Source organism: uncultured Paraglaciecola sp. (assembly GCF_913058035.1).
Classification (GTDB): domain Bacteria; phylum Pseudomonadota; class Gammaproteobacteria; order Enterobacterales; family Alteromonadaceae; genus Paraglaciecola.
Window position 1 is genome coordinate 42483 of the sequence record NZ_CAJXPA010000007.1, and the last position, 20222, is coordinate 62704.

The following is a 20222-nucleotide window of genomic DNA, read 5'->3' on the forward strand; positions in this document are numbered from 1 at the left end:
ATTTAACTGGTCTAGAATTGATGCTTAACGCGTAATAGATAAGCAATAGCTGTTCAGTTTACAAGGTCAGTATGGATTCATTAACACAAGTTGTTTTGGGTAGTGCCGTTGGTTATGCGGTTTTAGGCAACAAAGTAGGACGTAAAGCCGCCATTTATGGTGCTGTTTTAGGTACATTGCCTGATCTAGATGTTTTTCTGCCTTATGGTGGTGAAGTCGAGGCTTTTACTTATCATCGAGGATTTAGCCATTCTATATTGGTGCATCTGTTAATCAGTCCGCTGATCGTATGGCTGATTAGTAAATATCATCAAGACACAATAGTGTATAAAAAACATTGGTTTTGGCTAGTTTTTCTGTGCTTGTCTACCCATGGGATTTTAGATAGTTTCACAGTTTACGGTACACAATTGTTATGGCCTATTACTGAGTATCCATTTGCTGTATCTAATTTATTCATTATTGACCCTTTTTATACTTTACCGCTATTGCTCGCTTTTATCGTTGTTTTGTTACCCAACATTAAGTATGAAAACTCATCTAAAATGTGCTTTTTTGCATTAATCATAAGCAGCTTATATGTGTGTTGGTCTTTGGTAGCAAAAACATATGTAGACCAAAAAGTAGAAACAGCACTTAACGATAGACAGATAAAATTCAACCACTATTTGAGTACACCTGCGCCCCTATCCACGCTACTTTGGAGGATATTAGTCATGTCAGATGGAGAATATTACGAGGGATATGTTTCTGTATTTGATTCAGCATCTGATGTGAGTTTGAATGTCTATAATTCGTCAGACTTTTTGCTCGATAACATTCAAGATGAATGGGGTGTACAGCGACTACGATGGTTCACTAAAGGATTTTATTCGGTCACACAGGAAAAGCAAAATATTGTGTTATCTGATTTACGAATGGGGGCGGAGTGCGGTTATGTGTTCAACTTTATTGTAGGCAAACAAACTGACACTGGCATTGTTGTGAGTGATTATAAAAAGTACAGTATGCGGCCTGACCTAAGTCAGGTTGGTAGAATTTGGGATAGAATTTGGGACCCTTCAATATCATTGGCTCCAGCTAAAAAAAATGCAGTGTGCGCAAACAGTGAAAATTGAGTGCACAGCTCAAATTTGTTGATGGGGACGATACCGATTTTTCACTTAAAACGAATATACTCTGCATAAATACATAAATTTTGGTTGCCAGATTTGTTGTATTGATGCCAACTTTTTAAGAAATGTCTGTGCTTTCCTAGTGAGAAGGGATTGCATTTCGTTGGAGCATAAGCAAATAATGTCAGGTATAACCCTTTGAGTGTCAAACATCAGTGATTATAAAACATCAAGAAAAAATTGCCTCCCCAGAGGTTATTCAAAGCCGTTACGAAGACTTAGGTTACATATGTAGTCATTCGGTAGCCACCTCAATATATTTGGCCTGCCACTTGCAGAAACCTATTCTAATTGAAGGCCCTCCTGGCGTAGGGAAAACTGAGTTAGCCAAAGTAACAGCCGCTTACCTCAACGCTCCTTTGATACGCATGCAGTGTTATGAAGGTCTTGACGAGTCAAAAGCACTTTATGAATGGAAGTATGGTAAACAACTTCTGTACACTCAGGTGCTGAAAGAGCAATTGGGCGATGTGCTCAGAGGAGCCAGAGGTTTAGATGAGTCTATCGCCCGTCTGCATGATTTTGGAGACATATTCTATTCACAGGATTTTTTAGAACCTAGACCTTTATTGCAAGCTTTACAAAGTCAAGAAGGTGCGGTCTTACTGATAGATGAAATAGACAAGGCGGATCAAGAGTTCGAAGCTTTTCTGTTAGAGCTGTTATCAGATTACCAAGTATCAATCCCTGAAATTGGTACGGTAAAAGCCGTTTCGACTCCTATTGTAATGTTGACCAGTAACAACACGCGAGAGCTCGGAGATGCACTAAAGCGCCGGTGTTTACATCTGTATATTCCTTTCCCTGATGCCGCCTTAGAAAGTCGTATTCTAGCAACTCAAGTTGAAGGTCTTGATGCGCAGTTAAGAGAGCAAATAGTGGCTCTGATTGGTAAACTTAGAGACATGCCTTTGAAAAAATCACCTGCAGTCAGTGAAACTATCGATTGGGCAAGGGCGCTACTTTTACTAAACGTTGAAGAGTTGGACCCACATTGGGTAAAAGAAACATTGAATCTGTTGCTGAAGTTTCAGGATGATATCGAATTGGTCGAGCCAGAAATTAAAGCTTTGTTGAAGGATTTACGCTAAGTGCGTTTTGTTGCCAACTTTATAGTTGCATTGCGTGAGGCCGGTCTGCCGGTGTCGCCTGCCGAATCTTTAGATGCGCTAAAAGCGATCAAGTTGTTAGGGCTTGAGAATCGAGAAACGTGCAAATCAGTCTTAGCATTGACCCTGGTTAAACGACAAGTAGATCAAGCTATCTATGAAGAGTTGTTTGACCTATATTTTGCTAGCGTTAATAAAGCCAAAGAGACAGGAGAGGAGACAAAAAAAAAGGCAGAAAATGATGCGTCTTTAGAGGCTCAGAACGATGTTGGTGATAACAAAAATAGCATACAAAGCCCAGACTCAAGTGAAGCTGACAAGTCGGATACTGAACAAGTTAACGTAAGTTCTGAGTTGGGGCGGGCTCTTAGCCAAGAAAAAGATATGAGTTTGGCGATTATTCAGGCTGCGGCTGCGGAAAAGCTATCTTCTATTGTTTTGTTTACTCAAAAAAATTACTTCGCCTATAAAATAATGCAACGCCTTGGGGATGATGCGCTGAGCGCTGAAATCCGCGGAAAAGGTAACAGTCTTGAACAAGAAAACAGTCTTGAACAGAGAAACAGTCTTGAACAGAAAAACAGTCTTGAACAGAAAAACAGTCCTGAGCAAAAAAGAAAGCAGCGTAAGCTAATAAAGTCTCGTGCACGCCTGCTGGATCAAGTTAAAGACTATGTAGAACAGCAGTATATGATTTATGCTCAACATAAAGGTCTTAAATACCGTGAGGAATATCTTCAGCAGGCAAAGTTAAGCCAGCTTGACCGTCTTGATTTTAAATTAATGCAAAGTTTGGTGCAGCGTGCAGCACGCAAATTAGCTTCACAACATAGCCGTCGCCGTTTGACCCGCAAACGAGGTCAGTTGGATGTGCGTAAAACCATTGCCGCCAATGCTGCTTTTGATGGTGCATTATTTCATACACGTTGGAAAGCGACTCGGATAGAACGCCCTAAAATTGTCGCTATTTGTGACGTCAGTGGTTCGGTCAGTTCTATTGCGCGTTTTCTTTTATTGTTTCTCTATTCTTTGCAAGATGTTATGCCAAAAGTGCGATCCTTTGTTTTTGCCTCAGATATGATTGAGGTCACAGAATTGTTTAAACACGAAGGCATTGAGTTGGCCCTTGAAGACATTATGAAACGCTGGGGTGGTTTGTCTACGAACTATGCTAAAGCTCTTGAGGATTTTCAGTCACAAGCACTGGCGAGCATCGACAAAAAGACAACGGTTATCATGCTCGGCGATGCACGAAATAATCAAGGCGATGGCCGAGTAGACATCTGGGAAAAGGTGTTTCGTAAAAGTAAACGTGTGTTGTGGCTTAATCCGGAACATCGCAATAGTTGGGACAGCGGTGACTCAATTATGTCGGAATATTCGCCCTGGTGTGGCAGTGTTGAACCTTGTCGAAACTTAAAAGATATTGAACGTTTTTTCAGTCGTCTTTTGAAGTATTCCTAATACTTGCTGGCCGAAGACGTGTGCGAAACTCTCGCGGTGTGACATCAGCAAGTGATTTAAACACTTTTGAGAAAGAACTAATATCTCGATATCCGACACCCATTCCAATTGTTTTAATGCTGTCTTGGGTATTAGCTAAACAGTGCTTTGCGGCTTCAACTCGAAGTCGTTGTAAATAGCGAGACGGTAGTTCACCTGTTGCTTTTTGAAAGCGGCGAATGAAGGTGCGCTTGCTCATGCCAATTTTTTTGGCGATAGACTGAAGCTCTATACTCTCAGTGTAATGCTCATCGAGCCAGTCCTGTGCACGATGGATCCCCAGATCCCTGTGTTGCCTAAAACCAGCGATATTAATCAGGTTTAAATCATAAATTCTCCGACTATCTGAGCTGATATCTCTAGCTAATCCGGCTACAAGTGAGGAACCACAAAATTTTTCTAGCAGATGTAAACTCAGATCCATTGAGGCATTTTGTCCATTAGAGCTGTAGATGCCTTGGTGTTCAACACTTGCTTGATTGGCTTGCCATTGGATATCGGGATAACGCTGTTGAAACTCCCTTAGATGACGCCAGTAGGTAGTTGCTCTTCCCCCATTCAATATACCCGCTTCTGCAGCCCAAAAGATGCCGCTATTAATTCCAGCAATGCGCGCACCTTGAGCATATTGTTTGGCTAGCCAAGGTGGGATTTCAGGGTGTTGCTGTTTAACTTTTTCAAAATCTCCCCAGTAATGGGCAAGTATAATCAGATCATAAGATTGTTCGCCAATAACAGCATCACCATGTATCGAATGGCCTCCATACAGCTGCACCGGTTGCGTATCCTCACTGAGTAAGTCGCAATGAAATTGCTGATCTTTTGGTTGGCGTAAGTTAGCGCTGTGAAATAATTCCAATGAGCCATAAACCGTAGAAGCCCAGGCACCGTTAAATACCAATAGTGCAACTCGCCATTTTGCATCAGGTATTATCTCAGACACGTGAATAAATTCCTCTACTTACATAATTTGGCACATTCACCACATTAAGTGGCATTTTACCCTAAGTACATGGGAATGGAAGGAGCGTAGAGTATTTACTTACTCGGGGTTAGTCTCGAGTCGAACAATTGATAGAGGAAACACTAAGTGGATATTACATTTTCGGCTGAGGAATTGGCCTTTCGAGATCAAGTACGTACATTTTTATCCGAGAATTGGACTGAAGATCTAGCGGCGCGAATTAATGCACGAGATGGCGATTATAAGGCCGCACAAATTGAGTGGCAAAATAGACTCAACGCTAAAGGTTGGCTGGCTCCTGGTTGGCCTGTTGAACACGGTGGTGTTGACTGGTCAGTGACTGAAAACTTTATCTTTGAAACGGAACGCTCTTTAGCAGGTATTCCTGATGTGGTGCCATTTGGTTTGAAAATGGTCGCACCTGTTATTTATGACTTTGGCAATGACGAACAGAAAAAGCGCTTCTTACCGCGTATTTTAAAGAACGAAGACTGGTGGTGTCAGGGTTATTCAGAACCCGGTGCCGGCTCAGATTTGGCCGCATTAAAAACTAAAGCGGAATTGGATGGCGATGATTACATCGTCACAGGTGCCAAGATTTGGACTACTTACGCACAATATTCTGATTGGATTTTCTGCTTGGTTCGAACTGACTCTTCTGGCAAGCGTCAAGATGGCATTACCTTCTTGTTGATTGACATGAGTAGTCCTGGTGTTTCGGTTAATAAGATTTCTTCTATTGATGATCACCATAGTCTTAATGAAGTTGTTTTTGACAATGTACGTGTTCCTACAGCAAATCGCATTGGTGAGGAAGGGAAGGGCTGGACTTATGCCAAGGCTTTATTGGCTCACGAACGAACTTCTATAGCAGCTGTTGCTGATTCCAAGCGTAAACTTCGCGAGCTACGGGATTTACTTGCTCAAGAAGTGAGCGGTGGACGTCCTCTTAGCGAAGATACCCATTTCCAGAATCGTCTTTCTAATACTGAAATTGAACTGATGGCCCTAGAATATACAGAGTTACGTGTACTGGCTTCAACAGCAGACGGCAAAGGACCAGGCGTTGAGTCTTCATTGCTAAAAATCAAAGGAACTGAGATTCAACAAGCGATACAGCAGATGTACATGGATTTAGCCGGATACTACAGTGGTGTGATCCACGGTGAAGACACTGAAGACACCATTGGCCACGCTTTTGGACACTCAGCGAGACAAGCTTATATGTATGGGCGAGCAGCCACGATTTACGGTGGTTCAAACGAAGTACAGAAAAATATTACCGCTAAATACGTATTGGGTCTTTAACTATGAATTTTAATTTATCCGAAGAACAAAATATGCTCAAAGACAGCGTCGCGCGCTTTGTGCGAGACGAATATGACTTTGATAGCCGCCGCGCTAATGCCTCGAGTGAGTTAGGCTTTAACCCTGCTAACTGGCAAATGTTTGCTGAACTTGGTTGGCTTTCCATTCCTTTCGACGAAGCCCATGGCGGTTTTGGCGGCGGTGCCACTGAAGTGATGGCAGTGATGGAAGAGATGGGTAAAGGTTTAGTGGTTGAGCCATTTGTCGCTACAGTATTAATGTTTGGTGGCTTGCTAAATAAAAGCGGTAACGCTGCCTTACAAGATGCCAATATTGAAAAAATCATAGACGGCTCACTGCAAGGTTCATTTGCCTACTTAGAACGTCAAAGCCGTTTTGAATTGGCCGACGTGAAAACCCAAGCTAAACGTGACGGAGCAGATTTTGTCCTTAACGGCGAAAAGACAGTGGTGTCTAATGGCATGGCCGCCAATAAAGTGGTGGTATCAGCGAGAACTTCAGGTGAACAGTGTGATGAAGCGGGTATTACACTGTTTCTGATTGACACTGACGCACCGGGCGTAGAGCGTACTTCTTACCGCCTGATGGATGGACAACTAGTTGCAAACATCAAGCTCACCGATGTACGTGTTGCTGCGGATCACGTTTTAGGTGAAGTTGATAACGGCTTCACACTGATTGAAGCAGTGGTGGGTGACGTCATTATCGCTTTGTGTGCAGAAGCCATGGGCATTATGCAAAAACTCAACACCACCACGATTGAATACACCAAAACACGTAAACAATTTGGTGTGGCTATTAGTAGCTTTCAGGCATTGCAGCATCGCATGGTTGATATGTTTATGGCCGGTGAACAAGCGAAGTCAATTTTGTACCGTGCAGTATGTGCAGCAGAAAGTGGTGCAGAGGATTTGCCCAAAAACATTGCAGCGTTAAAAGTGATGATTGGTCGTAATGGAAAATTGATTGGCGATGAAGCCATTCAATTACACGGCGGCATGGGTTTGACAGACGAGCTTAATGTAGGTCATTTCGTTAAGCGTTTGATGATGATCAATACCACTTTTGGTGATGCTGATTTTCAACAGAAAAAGTTTAACCGACTAACTTATTCAGACTAATCAAGTATTTAATTTTATAAAAACGTATAAACGTTAATCCAAGCTCTAATGAGATGGTCATTCAAATTTGATCGTCTCATTTACTTAATTCACCTCACCTCAAATATTTATTACCTAATTTCAACTTCTTATTATTCCACTATATCTTCCAAAATAAATCTACCTATTATCAAGACTCCGGCTATATGGTGAGTTATTTGATGAGTTGTTCAAGAACCTATCTAAAGCCCAGATAAAAACCTTGACTAGATTGTTAAAATAGAAGCATTTTCCAACCTGTCGCAGTTTTGGTCCAAGCTAACTTAATCCTTAGAGTACAAAAATCGATACGTGTTATATAAGATACGTTTTCTGAGGAGCGCTTTAATTCTCAATCTATTTTTATGGGGACTGATATCGCTTATTTAAGGTTCTAAGTTATAGATGTATAGCTTCAAACCCGAATGGTTTGACGAAATAAAATTCATCATTTTCTTGCATCAAACCCACTAATTAGTAACCTATGCATAATAGCCCACGCAAATTTTGGAGTTCATATGAATAATATCTTGACCATCATCACGCTAGCAGTTTTCGTCTCTGGCTGCTCCCAAACCGCACTAGAAGAGCCCGTTCAAAAAAGGCAGGACGCTATCGTGAGTGGTTGGCAAGTAGACTTCTTAGATGAGTTTGATACATTTAATCCAGCAAATTGGCAAGATCAAATGATATGGGTGAATAACGAAGATCAATGTTATGTACCAGATAATCAGTTTGATACTCGGGAAGTCAGCAATGGAACGTTAAAAATACGTGTGATTGACCTGGGTGAAAAACGTCCTTGTGATAATCTCAACAAACAGGGTCAACAACATCACGATACACAATACGTGGCTGGTCGAATTGCCTCAAAAAACCGCAAAGAATTTATTAAAGGTAAATGGACAGCTAGATTGAAAGTGGAAGATAGTGGTCAATCTGGCATGTTTCCAGCGTGGTGGTTGCTCGGCGCATTGAACAATGAACCTCCCGTGCAAGAAGCCAATGAAACGGTATGCTGGCCGATGACAGGATCAGGTGAAATCGATATTTTTGAACATCACAGTGATGGTGGACGAGACCATTATGCAGCCCGTGCAATTACAAGCCTAGGCTACTGTGATGGTGGTGATTGGCAGGCCCTCATGTTGGTGCAAGCCGCTAACCTGGGTGAATACCATGATTACTCAGTCGAATTGGTTGGTAATAACATTGTTTTCCGCCTTGATGGAGTAGAAGTGTACCGTAACAATAAGGATGAGGACCAGTTCCCTGAGCCGTTATTCGCTATCCTAAATTTTGCAAAGATAAACGACTCCCCCATGACTCAAAACTGGACTATGGAAGTAGATTGGGTCAAACACGAAGTCTGGAAATAAACAAACTGCTTTTAGTTGCCTGAAGTTTTGCTGTTAAGTAATTCATTTAGATCTTTCATTACTAGATTCAGAATACAGCATTGATTTACACAACCTTAGATAGATATTTTAGTGGTAATTGGCCCAATTTAAAATTGCTCTATTATATGGATGCGATAAATTAAATGTTATTGCGGCTCAACTTTATTAATTAAAATAGTAAATTATATATCTTTAAAATTGTAGAGAATATTAACCTGAACCGACTACCGAGATTCAACAAATATGGTATCAAAGTAAATATTGAGCGACGCTGCTATATGCCATAAGCGCTATTAACAGCCATTAAAACGAGTTTTAAAAAGGGATATCGCTTGAAAATTTTTAACACCATTAACCGAAAAAGCTTAAAAGGGGATATTTTAGGTGGCTTAACGGCTGCTATTGTATCTTTACCTTTGGCACTCGCATTTGGTTTAGCCTCAGGTGCAGGGCCAGAAGCAGGTCTGTATGGGGCTATTATTATTGGTTTTTTTGCGGCGCTATTTGGTGGCACTCCTACACTAATATCTGAGCCGACAGGCCCTATGACTGTGATTATGGCCGCAGTCGTGACGGCGATGGTTGCGCGCTACCCTGAAACCGGTTTAGCGATGGCTTTTACGGTGGTTATGATTGCGGGGGTCACCCAAATACTATTTGGCGTATTGAAGTTAGGTAAATACATTACCTTGATGCCCTATAGCGTGATCAGCGGCTTTATGTCAGGCATTGGTTGTATACTTATTATCATACAGTTTGCACCTGCGGTAGGAGTCACAGCCCCATCTGGCGGCGTTACCGGAGCAATAATCGCTTTCCCTGATACCTTAAGTAATATCAGTATTACGGAGTTGGGAATGGCGCTAGGTACGCTGCTATTAATATTATTTACACCCCGTAGAATTAAACAATGGGTACCACCACAATTGATTGCGCTGGTGGTTATTTCGTTAGTTTCGGTCTTTATATTGACCGATCCTGATATCAAACGTATCGGCGAGATTGACGTTAGCTTGCCTTCATTAGTATTCCCTACTTTTACCCCTGAATTATTACAAACTATGATACTAGATGGCATTGTGCTGGGTATGCTGGGTTGTATTGATTCGATGTTAACGTCAGTCATTGCCGACAATCTCACGCGCAGTGAGCACAAATCAGATAAAGAACTGATTGGCCAAGGCTTAGGTAATTTATTCTCCGGTTTGTTTGGTGGTTTGCCAGGCGCAGGTGCCACCATGGGGACGGTGGTAAATATCCAAACCGGAGCCAAATCGGCCTTGTCAGGTCTTATCCGTGTGTTCATATTAACTGTAGCTGTATTTGGTGCATCTGGTCTCATCTCGGTTATTCCTATCGCTGTGCTGGCCGGCATCGCTATCAAAGTGGGCATAGATATTCTGGATTGGAGCTTTATTAAACGCGCCCATAAAACATCCAAACAAACCAGTTACATCATGTACGCGGTATTACTGCTGACAGTCTTTGTTGATTTGGTCGTTGCCGTAGGGATTGGGGTATTTATTGCGAATATTATTACGATTGAAAAGCTCAGTGCATCACAAGCCAAAAATATTAAAGCGATAAGTGATGTTGACGGTCGATTACCCCTCAATAAAGAGCAACGCTCGCTGCTGAATAAAGCCCAAGGGCAAATCTTATATTTTTATTTAAGTGGGACTATGATTTTTGGCGTATCCAAAGCCCTCTCCAGAGAGCTTGGAAGTTTGGGTGATCACCATGCTTTAATTGTAGATTTAAGTGATGTTTCTTTTTTAGATGACACTATCGCTCTGACTATCGAAAATTTGATAAAAGACGCACAAGAACTCGATAAACAAGTGGTGATGCTGGTGAATAAGCCCCGCACCAAAGATAAACTTATGCACTTGGGTTTTGAAACCCTACTGACGGATGCAGACTTTGTATATGACCGTACCCAAGCGTTAACTTTAGCTCATCAAAAACTTCACAATGCTGGTGTTTTAATTGATTGAGCTAGGTAACCTGAACTCGGGATAAGCCATACCGTTCAGTTCAGTTCAGTTCAGCTATTACTGCGATTGTCTACGTTAAACCTGCTGTACGGGCATATTAAAGTTTGAAACTGAAACCTCATGAAACCCGCGATTTTGTGTATTTAGTTTTAGCCCAAACTATGTAATGTTTGTAACTAGGAAAAGCCAAAGTTTACACTCTATAAAAATTCGACGAATTAATGATTGAAACTCAGGCTTGCCTAATAAACTGACTGACGGCTATGAGCGAATTGCCGCCGTTCGTTCTCACTATCTTTTAGGTCTGGTTCCAGCAAACCGTAGACCTACATTCTCCCTATTTCATTGGGAGTCAGATTTCTTCCTTTTTATTTCTAAAGATATGAGGTTTCAGCATTGATAGAAAAATCTCATCAATTTTGGTGAGTATGGTTTGATATACCTATGTATGCTTTAAAATTACTACAATGTAGTAATTTGCTTTGCAAAGTCCACCTTTAAAAACTACATTGTAGGAAATCTTAGGAGGTAATTATGAACCAAAAAACGTTAGGTGAATTTGAACACATAGTATTGCTCGCATTGTTGCGATTAGAATCCAATGCATATGGTGCAGCTATTCGTCAGCTTTTACAGGCTGAGATAGACAGAGATGTTGCGCTAGGTGCTTTGTACTCAACTCTAGAGCGAATGGAGAAAAAAAGCTTGGTCGTGTCTAAACTTGGAGAGTCAACAGCTCAGCGGGGTGGTAGACCTAAACGCTTTTTTTCTGTGACTGCCGAAGGTAAAACAGCACTTAAACACGCTAAGCGAGCCATGGATAGCATGTGGCAAGGCGTTGTACTTACAGTAGGAGGTGAGATTCATGAACAGTACTAATTCAACTGAAGAACAAAGCACTTCAATGCTCAGGGTAGCTACGTGGTTATTGTCTCGATTAGCAAATCCTATATACCGTGACGTACTTATTGGTGATATGGCAGAAGAATACACCGAGCGTCAACAAACTAATCAAGAGTCAACCAACTGGCTACTACGACAAACAGCATTGGCAATTTGGGATGGACAAAACGCGATGGTGAAAACAACAGGTTTTGTAAAAGTATTGAGTATTGTTTTATGTGTGCTGACGTTACCAACGATTACCTTTTTCGTTGGTTGGTTATCAAACATGCGGGAGCCTTCAGAGCAGCTATGGCAGCTTTTGATGGCGGGTGAAGTACATTCCATATTGTTTAATGCCGAATATTGGAGAATTGTATGGAATGAGAGCGGCATATCTCACCTTGAACTTGCAATGTTTATCAATATCCCATCCATTCTTTGGGCAATGCTGTTCGCTGGTTCGGCTTATTTATTTTTGAAAAAATCTAACCCGTCGGTCTGGGTATTTAGCGCTTTTGCCTTGGCCTATATGTTGTTGCCTTACCTTTTTGGATATACGTTGATCAATTCAGTAGATCCTGTTCCCCAAATAGTGGGACCGATTCTGGCCTTTATGATGTTGGCTCCATTTTTCACTTTACCTTTGTATGTTTGCTTTTTGTTTAGGCAGTTTTCAAAGTAAAACTATTTATTGACCAATAAAAAAGCTGGTAGATGCCAGCTTTTTCTGCATTTTCAAGATCCATAGTAATTTACTGTTTAATGTCAGCAACAAGTCCAAAGTGACATTTCATATGGGAGCTAGCGAAGGTCAGCTAATGGCACATTTGCGACGCACAGCGATTGTCTCCAATGAGCATTCACCGGACAGTCAGCCCTATTTATTCCAACCATTGAATATGCATTGGTGATCCAAAAGATACTCAGCCACCTGAATACAAAGAATGATGAAGTCGTCTTATCTAGTCCTCCACAAAGTCGAGCTCCGCCTCAGATAAGTCTGTTTGAATAAAAGCCGTTCACCATCATTAGCAATATTCAGAGCTTGTTTGCACAACAGCTGGAAGCGCTTGTTCTGAATTATGTAAAAATGGCTGATTAATAGCCGACTTTCACTACCTTGAGCATTCAAAATTGATGTCAATATGGAAAATATGAGGCATCATAGATTTTGATTTTAGGAAAATGTCGTTTTATTTTACCTAAACTCAACTGCTGAGCATTAACAATAGCCTGTCGATTACAAGTAACTAGGACCTTGTAGTAGATTGAGCGATAATAGGGTATTAATCCTTCCTATACTCGGCAAAAGTACGGCTGAAATTTTTATTTGTAATTTTATTTAAGGAGAGATTATCATGAAAAAACCATGGCTAGTGGGTGCGATGCGCGCCAGTGTCTTGTGCGTTTACTTGCCGTTGGCCCAGGCCGACGTTTTAGAGGAGGTAGAGCACGTAATGAATAAAGACGTGTTTGGTCAGTCTGTCTTTGCCAGCTCTTATGCAACCCTGAGTGCAAATTCAACAATCAATGGCGACGTTTCGTCTGGAGCCGCCACCACGCTAGGTGCGGGTGCAATCGTCCATGGCAGTACTCTGGCCGGAGCCGCCACCACGCTCGGCGCGAATGCACTCGTCAATGGCAATGTTGACTCTGGGGCCGCTACTACTCTCGGTGCGGATTCTACCGTCGATGGCGCTGTTTCGTCTGGTGCCGCCACCACGTATGGCGCGGGTGCAAATGTTAATTGGCGTTATTTTAATAGCTCAACTTTGGCTACTTATGCTACGCCGTCGCCGCTGACACAAGACGTTATCGATGCCCAAGCTTTTCTGAGTGGCCTGGAGCCGGACGTCTTGCTCCTTCCTAGCAATATCGGCGCAGACATGACTTTCAGTCCTGGAGTATATGAAGTCGCAGGTCCACTGTCGGTGAGTGCGGGCACAACAATCACGCTTGATGCTGGAGGCAATGCCGGTGTATTTGTTTTCAATATCAGTGATTTCTTAAGCTTTGGTGCGGGCGTAAATGTCGTCATGATCAATGATACAAAAGACACCCGTGTTATCTGGAACATTACTGGCACCTACATTAGCGTAGGCGCGGATGCGAATATTATAGGTGACCTATTGGCGAAAACGTACGTCAGCACTGGCGAAAATTCTACTGCCAGCGCCGCTTATTCGGCAACTTCGTACGTTACTGTTGGCGCAAGTTCAGAAATTAACGAGCCGTCGTTGGGCTTGGGGGAGAATACCCCTCCCGTTGCGTTTGACGGCCCTGATGGGTTCGTACCGAGTGATCTGGATGATCAGCCGAATGAATCGAAACCTGGACCAAAGTTCCTTTTTGCGGTAGATGCCGACGAAGACGACCTGACCTTCAGTGTCGTCCTTAACAGCCTAGGTCCATTAGGGAACAACGTGAAGTACTTTGAGTTCGACCAAGCAACGGGGAAGTGGAGTGTCGAGTGCATCGGCGTCAACGGTGGGCATGACTCGTTTAAGTGGGTGGCCAATGACGGGAAAGTCGACAGTAATGTCGCCACGCAGTACTTCTTGTGCGCGATTTGATGTAAATATTCGGACGAATCTGCAAAGTTTAAAGGCAGGAGGCCCCATTGCTCCACAGGGGCCTCCTGCGCTTACAAACCGCGCCGAGTGAGTGCCACGAGGCTCAGCTATACCCATTCACTATTTTTACAGAAGAGGTAAGCAGCAATACACTCTGCTTAACTAGTGCATTACATTGATAACTCTAATCGATAGGGTCAGTGACGTTGATTGATCAAAAATTCAACGACCGCTTATGGCACAAACCCGCTGTCCAACGGGTTTTGTTTAGTTGTGCGAGTTTCAAACTTTAATATGCTCGTACACTTGCTCTCAATAGCTGGCTATTCCTTCACAAGCTCGCCTCGATAAACACAATAATATCAGCACTGGATGCATTCAATACTTTAGCAAATCAGTTTTTACGTCCTTAATTACTATTTTTATTGAAATTATTTTTAGTCGCACCGCACGTCTTAACTCGAGTTCAGGTTAGGTAACAAGATCATTGGGGATGAAAGCAACATCGAATAACAAAGGTAAATTGGAATAATAAAGTTTGCTGCTGTGTTTACGTGATCTTTGATTAAAGGGTATTATTTGATATGATTTCGGCGTTATTTATTATCCGGAATATTAATGAAATATTTAGCTTTACTTAGTTTTAGCCTATTGTTCAGCCCGATTTTATTGGCTCAATGGTCTGCTGGAGTAGCGACTATCTTTCCTTCTAACCCATACCTAGGAACAGATACAGAAATAAAGGTATTACCCATCATAACTTTCGAGGGGAAAAGGTTTAGTTAGCGTGGTCCCTCTTTGGCTTACAAACTCAGTGGATTTGAGCGGGGAGAGCCGTCCATTGGATTGAGTGTAAACTTGGCACCTAATGAGCTTGATATTAACGATAGCGATAAGCTGAACGGTATAAAAGACCGTGATTTTTCGTTTATGTTTGGTGTTAACTATAGTCACACCCTCGATTTTGCGACGATATCTGTTTCTTTGGAAACAGATATCTCTAATAGGCATCAAGGGCAGCGCGCAGTTGTTGGGTTGGAAAGAACACTTTTTACTCACCCAAAACGTGAGTGGATGATTAACCTTGGAGCAGAATTGGAATATTTGTATGCTGATTATGCTGATTATTATTTTGGTGTCGATGCAGACGAGCAAAACAATTCTGTTTACTCTCAATACGAAGCTGGCAGTGTGCTTGCGCTAGGGTTCACGTTGAGCGGATATTATCAAATAAACAAGCAATGGAATATGGTGGCAAATTTACGCTGGCAGTCTCTACCTAGTGATGTGAAAAATAGTCCAATTGTGGACGGAAGCGTTGCGGTTAATGGTTTTTTTGGATTACTCTACGCTTTTTAAGCTATTTGTTTTAAAGTGTGTGATTTAGACAGTAAATAAGGTTCGTAACCTGTTTATATCTTATTAGATTAGGCGCGCGACCCAAAAATAAATTTGCAATAGAAATATAATGGACGGGGTTATAGTGAAATTTATATTATCAATATTGACATCAATATTTGTGACTGGGTGTTCAGTTGTGGGTCAAAGTGATGTGGAAACAGCTCCTTATACTCTTCTAAAAGCAGACGAGGCTCAGAAAATTGAAGTGCGTAACTATGATTCAATGGTATTGGTGTCTACTAGTATGTCCAGTGAAAGTGGTAACAGTGCTTTTAGAACATTGTTCAGCTATATTACCGGCGATAATGAAGGGGAAACAGAGATTTCTATGACGGCACCTGTCATTATGAACGATAAAAATGAAGTGAAAAAAGACGTGAGAAGGGACGCGAAAAATGACGCAATAAAGGGCTCAGAAATATCGATGACTGCACCTGTGTTTATGAATGACAGTGCCGACAGTTCGATGATGTCCTTCGTGATGCCAAAAAATTTCACATTAGCAACAACGCCTAAACCTACTAACCCTGAAGTATACTTGAGTGAGCTCAAAGATTATAAAGTGGCTAGCATTCAGTTTAGCGGAACATTGAGTAACAGTAACGTAGAGAAATACACCCTCATCCTTAAAACTTGGATGACTGAAAATGGTTACGTGGCTATCAGTGAGCCAGTAAAAGCTGGCTACAATGGCCCTTTAACATTGCCTATCTGGCGTCGTAATGAAATGTTAATTGAGGTTAGATAAGTTTATTTGCAATTGTTATCTAGACAGTTATCCATACAACCATTGTAAATATTCAAAAGTACCTAGGTATTTAATTAAATTAACATTGCTGTCTGGGTAGTTATTCAATTTAAATGTTAGTCTAACCATTATTAATTTACGTCTTTAACTATTTAGGAAATTCCTTTTGTCACTCAATCGAAAAAAGTCTCGCATTATAGTTATTGGCGCTAATTTTGCGGGCCTCACTGCTGTAAGCAAGCTATGTAAAAGCCATGACGTAACCGTCATTGATGCTAAGCAGGATTTTCAGTGGACACCGAACATCCATGAAATTTTGTCAGACGTTAAAAAAGAAACCAGCCTAAGTTTAAATCTAGACACTATTATCACAAGATTAGGGCACCGCTTTATTAACCAAACTGTTTCTAGCATTGACGGCGCTCTACAAACCGTCACCCTAGATGACGAACAAATACTCAATTATGACGTATTGTTGATTGCATCGGGTCATTCACGATCAAACTATGGCATTAAAGGCGCTAGCGAATATGCATATGGATTTCGCACTGCCGATGATGTGGTAAAAATACATAACGACATTGAAGCGCTACTTGATAACAATAAATACCCAGTCAATATTAATATTATCGGTGGTGGCTTCACTGGTGTAGAAGTGTTGGGTGAATTATTACGCAAATATGCAACCAACAAAAAGCTGAAGTTCAATGTGATTGATAGGGCTGAGAGGTTAGTTCAGGCTCTGCCAGAAAAATTATCAGATGATATATTACGCCAATGCAAAAACTATCAAGTTAGTTTTCATTTCAACAAAAAAATCACTGAAGTGAAATCATGTAGTATTCATTTTGATGACAAAGAATCAATAGAGACAGATTTAACTATTTGGTCTGCAGGGACTAAATTGCCTGACTATCTTGATGGCATTGATACACAGGCAACCTCTAATGGGCTAGCAGTTAATACGTATTTACAAACAAAAGAATTTAGCAGCGTTTTTGTCGCGGGGGATTCTGCCACGCTTCCAAACTCACTACCTAAACAAGCTAGCATAGCCTTAGATATGGGTTTACATGCAGCAACGAATATTAATCGATTTTGTGCTAAAAGATCCTTAAAACCGCTGAAAGCCCAAACTAAACCGATAATTTTGTCTCTGGGCGATATCAATACTTATTTCATCCAAGGACAACTGGTTCTAGCCAGTCCTGTATTAGCTACAGCTAAAGAAGCTGTTTATCAGTTTTATATGGCTCGCTTATCAGCACTTCTACCTTTAGAGCAGAGAGTTTTAGGGATCGCAGAAAGAATGATTATATCGACAGAAAAATTATTATTAGTCGAGATTTTAAAGTTAAGACCCAGAGTATTATTAGGCCGTAGTAAGGTTTTATGAAGGGGTACTATCACCGATCAACAGATACTAGCGCGGTACGATAAAACCATTTAAAGCTAATTTTTAAAAGCAAATTGTTAAAGATGTTTAACGAATTAAATAAGTCGCTATGCAAAAAATGAATTGTTCGATTTATTCATTCTTTTACCTACTCCCTTACTTACTCCTTCCTCTACTCACTCTTTATTCAATGCGCCCAAAATGGCGCTTTTAGGTTTTTCAATGACATAGCCCAGATGTTCGGCCGTTGCTTTACACGAAAATTAACGGTACTTTAAATTTAATAGTAAACAAACCCCCTCACTTCATGCTGAATTGAGGGAAACCAAGTTACGGAAAACGTATGTTCATATTAAATGGATGCACACTTGGTCATTGTTGGTATTGAGGTATGTTAAGTAGTCGACACAACATCGCCCAGTCCAAAACGTTTATCAACAACCTGAAGGAAATTCAATGGATCATCTTAGCGGCTTAGATGCAGCCTTTTTACACTTAGAATCACCTGAAACTCCAATGCATATTGGTGGCTTGAGCATATTGGAGCTGCCTGCAGATTATGAAGGTGATTTCATGCAAGACGTGTGCACTCACATCCAAAATCGTATGCACATGGCGCCTATTTTTCAGCGCAAGCTGATCAACATGCCATTTGATATCGCCAACCCGATTTGGGTTATGGACGAGGCTATCGATATTGATTACCACATTCGACATGTCATTGTACCGCCGCCTGCGACGAGAGGTAGCGTGGATAAACTAGTCGCTCGGTTGCACTCTAGCTTACTTGACCGAAGCCGCCCTCTATGGGAAATGCATATACTTGATGGTTTACCTGTGCCCTCAGACTCACCTAAGGGCACCCGATATGTGGGACTCTACTCTAAAATGCATCACGCTGCGCTCGATGGTATGGGCGGACAAGTGTTAATGGAAGCCATTATGGATGTGTCAGCAGTGCCTCGTAAAGCGAACAGACGTATGCGCCGAAGAGAAACCGCTAGAGGCGATAACTATGGTATTGCCGAACTCACAGCATCAGGTGTGGCGCATAATATAAGCCAATCTATTAAATTGACCAAAAATTTGCCAAAGCTAACACTCAAAGCCTTTGGTATGCTCAGACCCGCTAAGTCTTCCGACGGTAGTAGTGTGCATCGAATGAATTGGCTTGCGCCCAAGACACCACTCAATGCTACCATCACCAATCAACGTAGCTTCGCACGTTTTTCTATCCCGTATGCTGACAGTAAAAAAATATCTAAACTTAATAATGTCAGTCTTAATGATGTTGTTATGGCAATTTCTGGTGAAGGTATGAATCGCTATTTCAAAGATGAAGGGTTTAGTACAGAAGAGCCCTTGTTAGCTGCTATTCCGGTCAGTGTGCGCCCCGAAGGCAACACTGAGCTAAGCAACCAAGTGTCCATCGCGCGAATGAGTCTTGCCACTAATATCATAGATCCGCTGAAGCGACTCCAGGCAATTAACGCCTCTTCCACTCATACCAAAACAATGATGTCTGATGTCAAAGCCATCATGCCTACTGACTTCCCCTCAATTGGTGCACCTTGGCTGGTGACTAGCATTGCTTCGACATTGACTCGAACTAGAATGGCAAACTCCGTACCGCCGTTTGCCAATGTACTGATATCCAATGTTCCTGGACCAAACATTACACTTTACTTTGCAGGTGCCAAACAGATAAGTACCTACCCAGTCTCGATCCCTTATCACGGAATGGGACTGAATATTACACTGCAAAGTTATAACGGCTGGCTCGACTTTGGTCTAATCTCATGTCAAAAGTTGATGCCAGACATACACGAACTGGCACAGCATATGAAGGATGCACATAAGGAACTCTTAGAGCTCAGTTTGAACGCAGACCTCGAAGCTTCTACCAGTAAAAGTTAAATCTAAATCGTTTGATTTAATTTAGTTCGAAATATTGATTTTATTTTAGCTAAAGGCTTGTAAACAAGGGCTAGAAACTGATGGTTTTGGTTGTTAGCCCTCTTGATAAATAGATAATTGCTTAGGTTTACAATCAATTCTTAAACGTTGAGAAAGTTGGAGCTAGATATCTTATGGACCTTTATTCAGCATAAAGATTATTTTCTAACGGTCACAGACGATGGCTGTATTGCCCACTTATTACAACCTTAGTAATATAATTTTTAATCATTACCTCAAAGACTCAGGCATAATTCTTTTTGCTAGCCAGAACTAAAAAAGTACTCCCGCCAACCACCCTTATTCACTGTATTATTTAGTCATGTCGTTGGTTATAGCGCAATTTAAAATAAGGCAGCCCTTTGTTTAAATAAGTACATAGTAAAAAATAATACTCAAACAGAACACCGTGAATTAACCTTAGTTAAACCATAGATTTCACTCGATTTCACTAAAACAGTGCCAATTTTATAGTGTCATTGCGCCTGAATTTGGAAGCCGAGGTGATGATGCTGTTGTTTCAAATCTTACTTATTTCTTTCTTAGTTCCTCTATAGCAATTGTATCTCAGTTCCAGGTCATAACAATTAATCACCAAGCCCAGTAAGGCGGAATTTTATTAATGTAGAAACCAGGTACAACATCAT

16 protein-coding genes are annotated in these 20222 nt (G+C 41.4%); 15 read left to right on the forward strand and 1 reads right to left on the reverse strand.

Annotation, left to right across the window (positions count from 1 at the left end):
- Positions 1 to 71 precede the first annotated feature (71 nt).
- The 3 genes from QZ562_RS02045 to QZ562_RS02055 all read left to right on the forward strand — a co-directional run bounded on the left by QZ562_RS02045 (position 72) and on the right by QZ562_RS02055 (position 3748).
- Positions 72 to 1118: a metal-dependent hydrolase gene (locus tag QZ562_RS02045; protein WP_293756252.1), complete on the forward strand. Its 1047-nt coding sequence runs from the start codon at positions 72 to 74 to the stop codon at positions 1116 to 1118.
- A 212-nt stretch (positions 1119 to 1330) separates the two neighbouring features.
- Entirely contained in the window at positions 1331 to 2266 is a 936-nt protein-coding gene (locus tag QZ562_RS02050) for a MoxR family ATPase (RefSeq protein ID WP_293756255.1), read from the forward strand.
- Positions 2267 to 3748: a VWA domain-containing protein gene (locus QZ562_RS02055; protein WP_293756258.1), complete on the forward strand. Its 1482-nt coding sequence runs from the start codon at positions 2267 to 2269 to the stop codon at positions 3746 to 3748.
- Here QZ562_RS02055 and QZ562_RS02060 read toward each other — a convergent pair.
- The gene (locus QZ562_RS02060) at positions 3723 to 4718 is read right to left on the reverse strand and encodes a helix-turn-helix domain-containing protein (RefSeq protein WP_293756290.1); all 996 of its coding nucleotides are present in this window, start codon (positions 4716 to 4718) and stop codon (positions 3723 to 3725) included. The genes QZ562_RS02055 and QZ562_RS02060 overlap by 26 nt on opposite strands.
- Before the next feature lie 159 nt (positions 4719 to 4877).
- Between QZ562_RS02060 and QZ562_RS02065 the strand changes: the two genes are divergently transcribed.
- From QZ562_RS02065 to QZ562_RS02120, 12 genes are all read left to right on the forward strand, one after another.
- Positions 4878 to 6059, forward strand: a complete 1182-nt coding sequence (locus QZ562_RS02065) for an acyl-CoA dehydrogenase family protein (RefSeq protein WP_293756261.1) — start codon at positions 4878 to 4880, stop codon at positions 6057 to 6059.
- Positions 6060 to 6061: 2 nt separating this feature from the next.
- A complete protein-coding gene (locus QZ562_RS02070) occupies positions 6062 to 7201 on the forward strand; it encodes an acyl-CoA dehydrogenase (RefSeq protein ID WP_293756264.1) in 1140 nt (379 codons plus the stop codon).
- 536 nt (positions 7202 to 7737) lie between these two features.
- A complete protein-coding gene (locus QZ562_RS02075; RefSeq protein WP_293756266.1) occupies positions 7738 to 8598 on the forward strand; it encodes a glycoside hydrolase family 16 protein in 861 nt (286 codons plus the stop codon).
- A 353-nt stretch (positions 8599 to 8951) separates the two neighbouring features.
- Positions 8952 to 10616, forward strand: a complete 1665-nt coding sequence (locus tag QZ562_RS02080) for a SulP family inorganic anion transporter (RefSeq protein WP_293756268.1) — start codon at positions 8952 to 8954, stop codon at positions 10614 to 10616.
- A gap of 534 nt (positions 10617 to 11150) precedes the next feature.
- Complete coding sequence (locus QZ562_RS02085; RefSeq protein WP_293756271.1) at positions 11151 to 11495, forward strand: PadR family transcriptional regulator; 345 nt, start codon at positions 11151 to 11153, stop codon at positions 11493 to 11495.
- Positions 11482 to 12183 (forward strand): hypothetical protein, encoded by a 702-nt coding sequence (locus QZ562_RS02090; RefSeq protein ID WP_293756273.1) that lies wholly within the window; start codon positions 11482 to 11484, stop codon positions 12181 to 12183. Before QZ562_RS02085 ends, QZ562_RS02090 begins: the two co-directional genes overlap by 14 nt.
- Before the next feature lie 676 nt (positions 12184 to 12859).
- Positions 12860 to 14074: an ice-binding family protein gene (locus tag QZ562_RS02095; RefSeq protein ID WP_293756275.1), complete on the forward strand. Its 1215-nt coding sequence runs from the start codon at positions 12860 to 12862 to the stop codon at positions 14072 to 14074.
- Positions 14075 to 14692: 618 nt separating this feature from the next.
- A complete protein-coding gene (locus tag QZ562_RS02100) occupies positions 14693 to 14860 on the forward strand; it encodes a hypothetical protein (RefSeq protein WP_293756277.1) in 168 nt (55 codons plus the stop codon).
- 12 nt (positions 14861 to 14872) lie between these two features.
- Positions 14873 to 15433, forward strand: a complete 561-nt coding sequence (locus QZ562_RS02105; RefSeq protein ID WP_293756279.1) for a MipA/OmpV family protein — start codon at positions 14873 to 14875, stop codon at positions 15431 to 15433.
- 124 nt (positions 15434 to 15557) lie between these two features.
- Complete coding sequence (locus tag QZ562_RS02110; RefSeq protein WP_293756282.1) at positions 15558 to 16223, forward strand: heme-binding protein; 666 nt, start codon at positions 15558 to 15560, stop codon at positions 16221 to 16223.
- Positions 16224 to 16389: 166 nt separating this feature from the next.
- Positions 16390 to 17619, forward strand: coding sequence for an FAD-dependent oxidoreductase (locus tag QZ562_RS02115; protein ID WP_293756285.1), 1230 nt, complete (start codon positions 16390 to 16392; stop codon positions 17617 to 17619).
- 456 nt (positions 17620 to 18075) lie between these two features.
- Positions 18076 to 19536, forward strand: a complete 1461-nt coding sequence (locus tag QZ562_RS02120; protein WP_293756287.1) for a wax ester/triacylglycerol synthase family O-acyltransferase — start codon at positions 18076 to 18078, stop codon at positions 19534 to 19536.
- The last annotated feature ends 686 nt before the right edge of the window (positions 19537 to 20222 follow it).

Excerpts from the sequence above, each read along its gene's own strand:
- QZ562_RS02045 (WP_293756252.1), top strand. The coding sequence starts at position 72 with ATGGATTCATTAACACAAGTTGTTTTGGGTAGTGCCGTTGGTTATGCG.
- QZ562_RS02070 (WP_293756264.1), top strand. The coding sequence starts at position 6,062 with ATGAATTTTAATTTATCCGAAGAACAAAATATGCTCAAAGACAGCGTC.
- QZ562_RS02075 (WP_293756266.1), top strand. The coding sequence starts at position 7,738 with ATGAATAATATCTTGACCATCATCACGCTAGCAGTTTTCGTCTCTGGC.
- QZ562_RS02085 (WP_293756271.1), top strand. The coding sequence starts at position 11,151 with ATGAACCAAAAAACGTTAGGTGAATTTGAACACATAGTATTGCTCGCA.
- QZ562_RS02090 (WP_293756273.1), top strand. The coding sequence starts at position 11,482 with ATGAACAGTACTAATTCAACTGAAGAACAAAGCACTTCAATGCTCAGG.
- QZ562_RS02095 (WP_293756275.1), top strand. The coding sequence starts at position 12,860 with ATGAAAAAACCATGGCTAGTGGGTGCGATGCGCGCCAGTGTCTTGTGC.
- QZ562_RS02100 (WP_293756277.1), top strand. The coding sequence starts at position 14,693 with ATGAAATATTTAGCTTTACTTAGTTTTAGCCTATTGTTCAGCCCGATT.
- QZ562_RS02120 (WP_293756287.1), top strand. The coding sequence starts at position 18,076 with ATGGATCATCTTAGCGGCTTAGATGCAGCCTTTTTACACTTAGAATCA.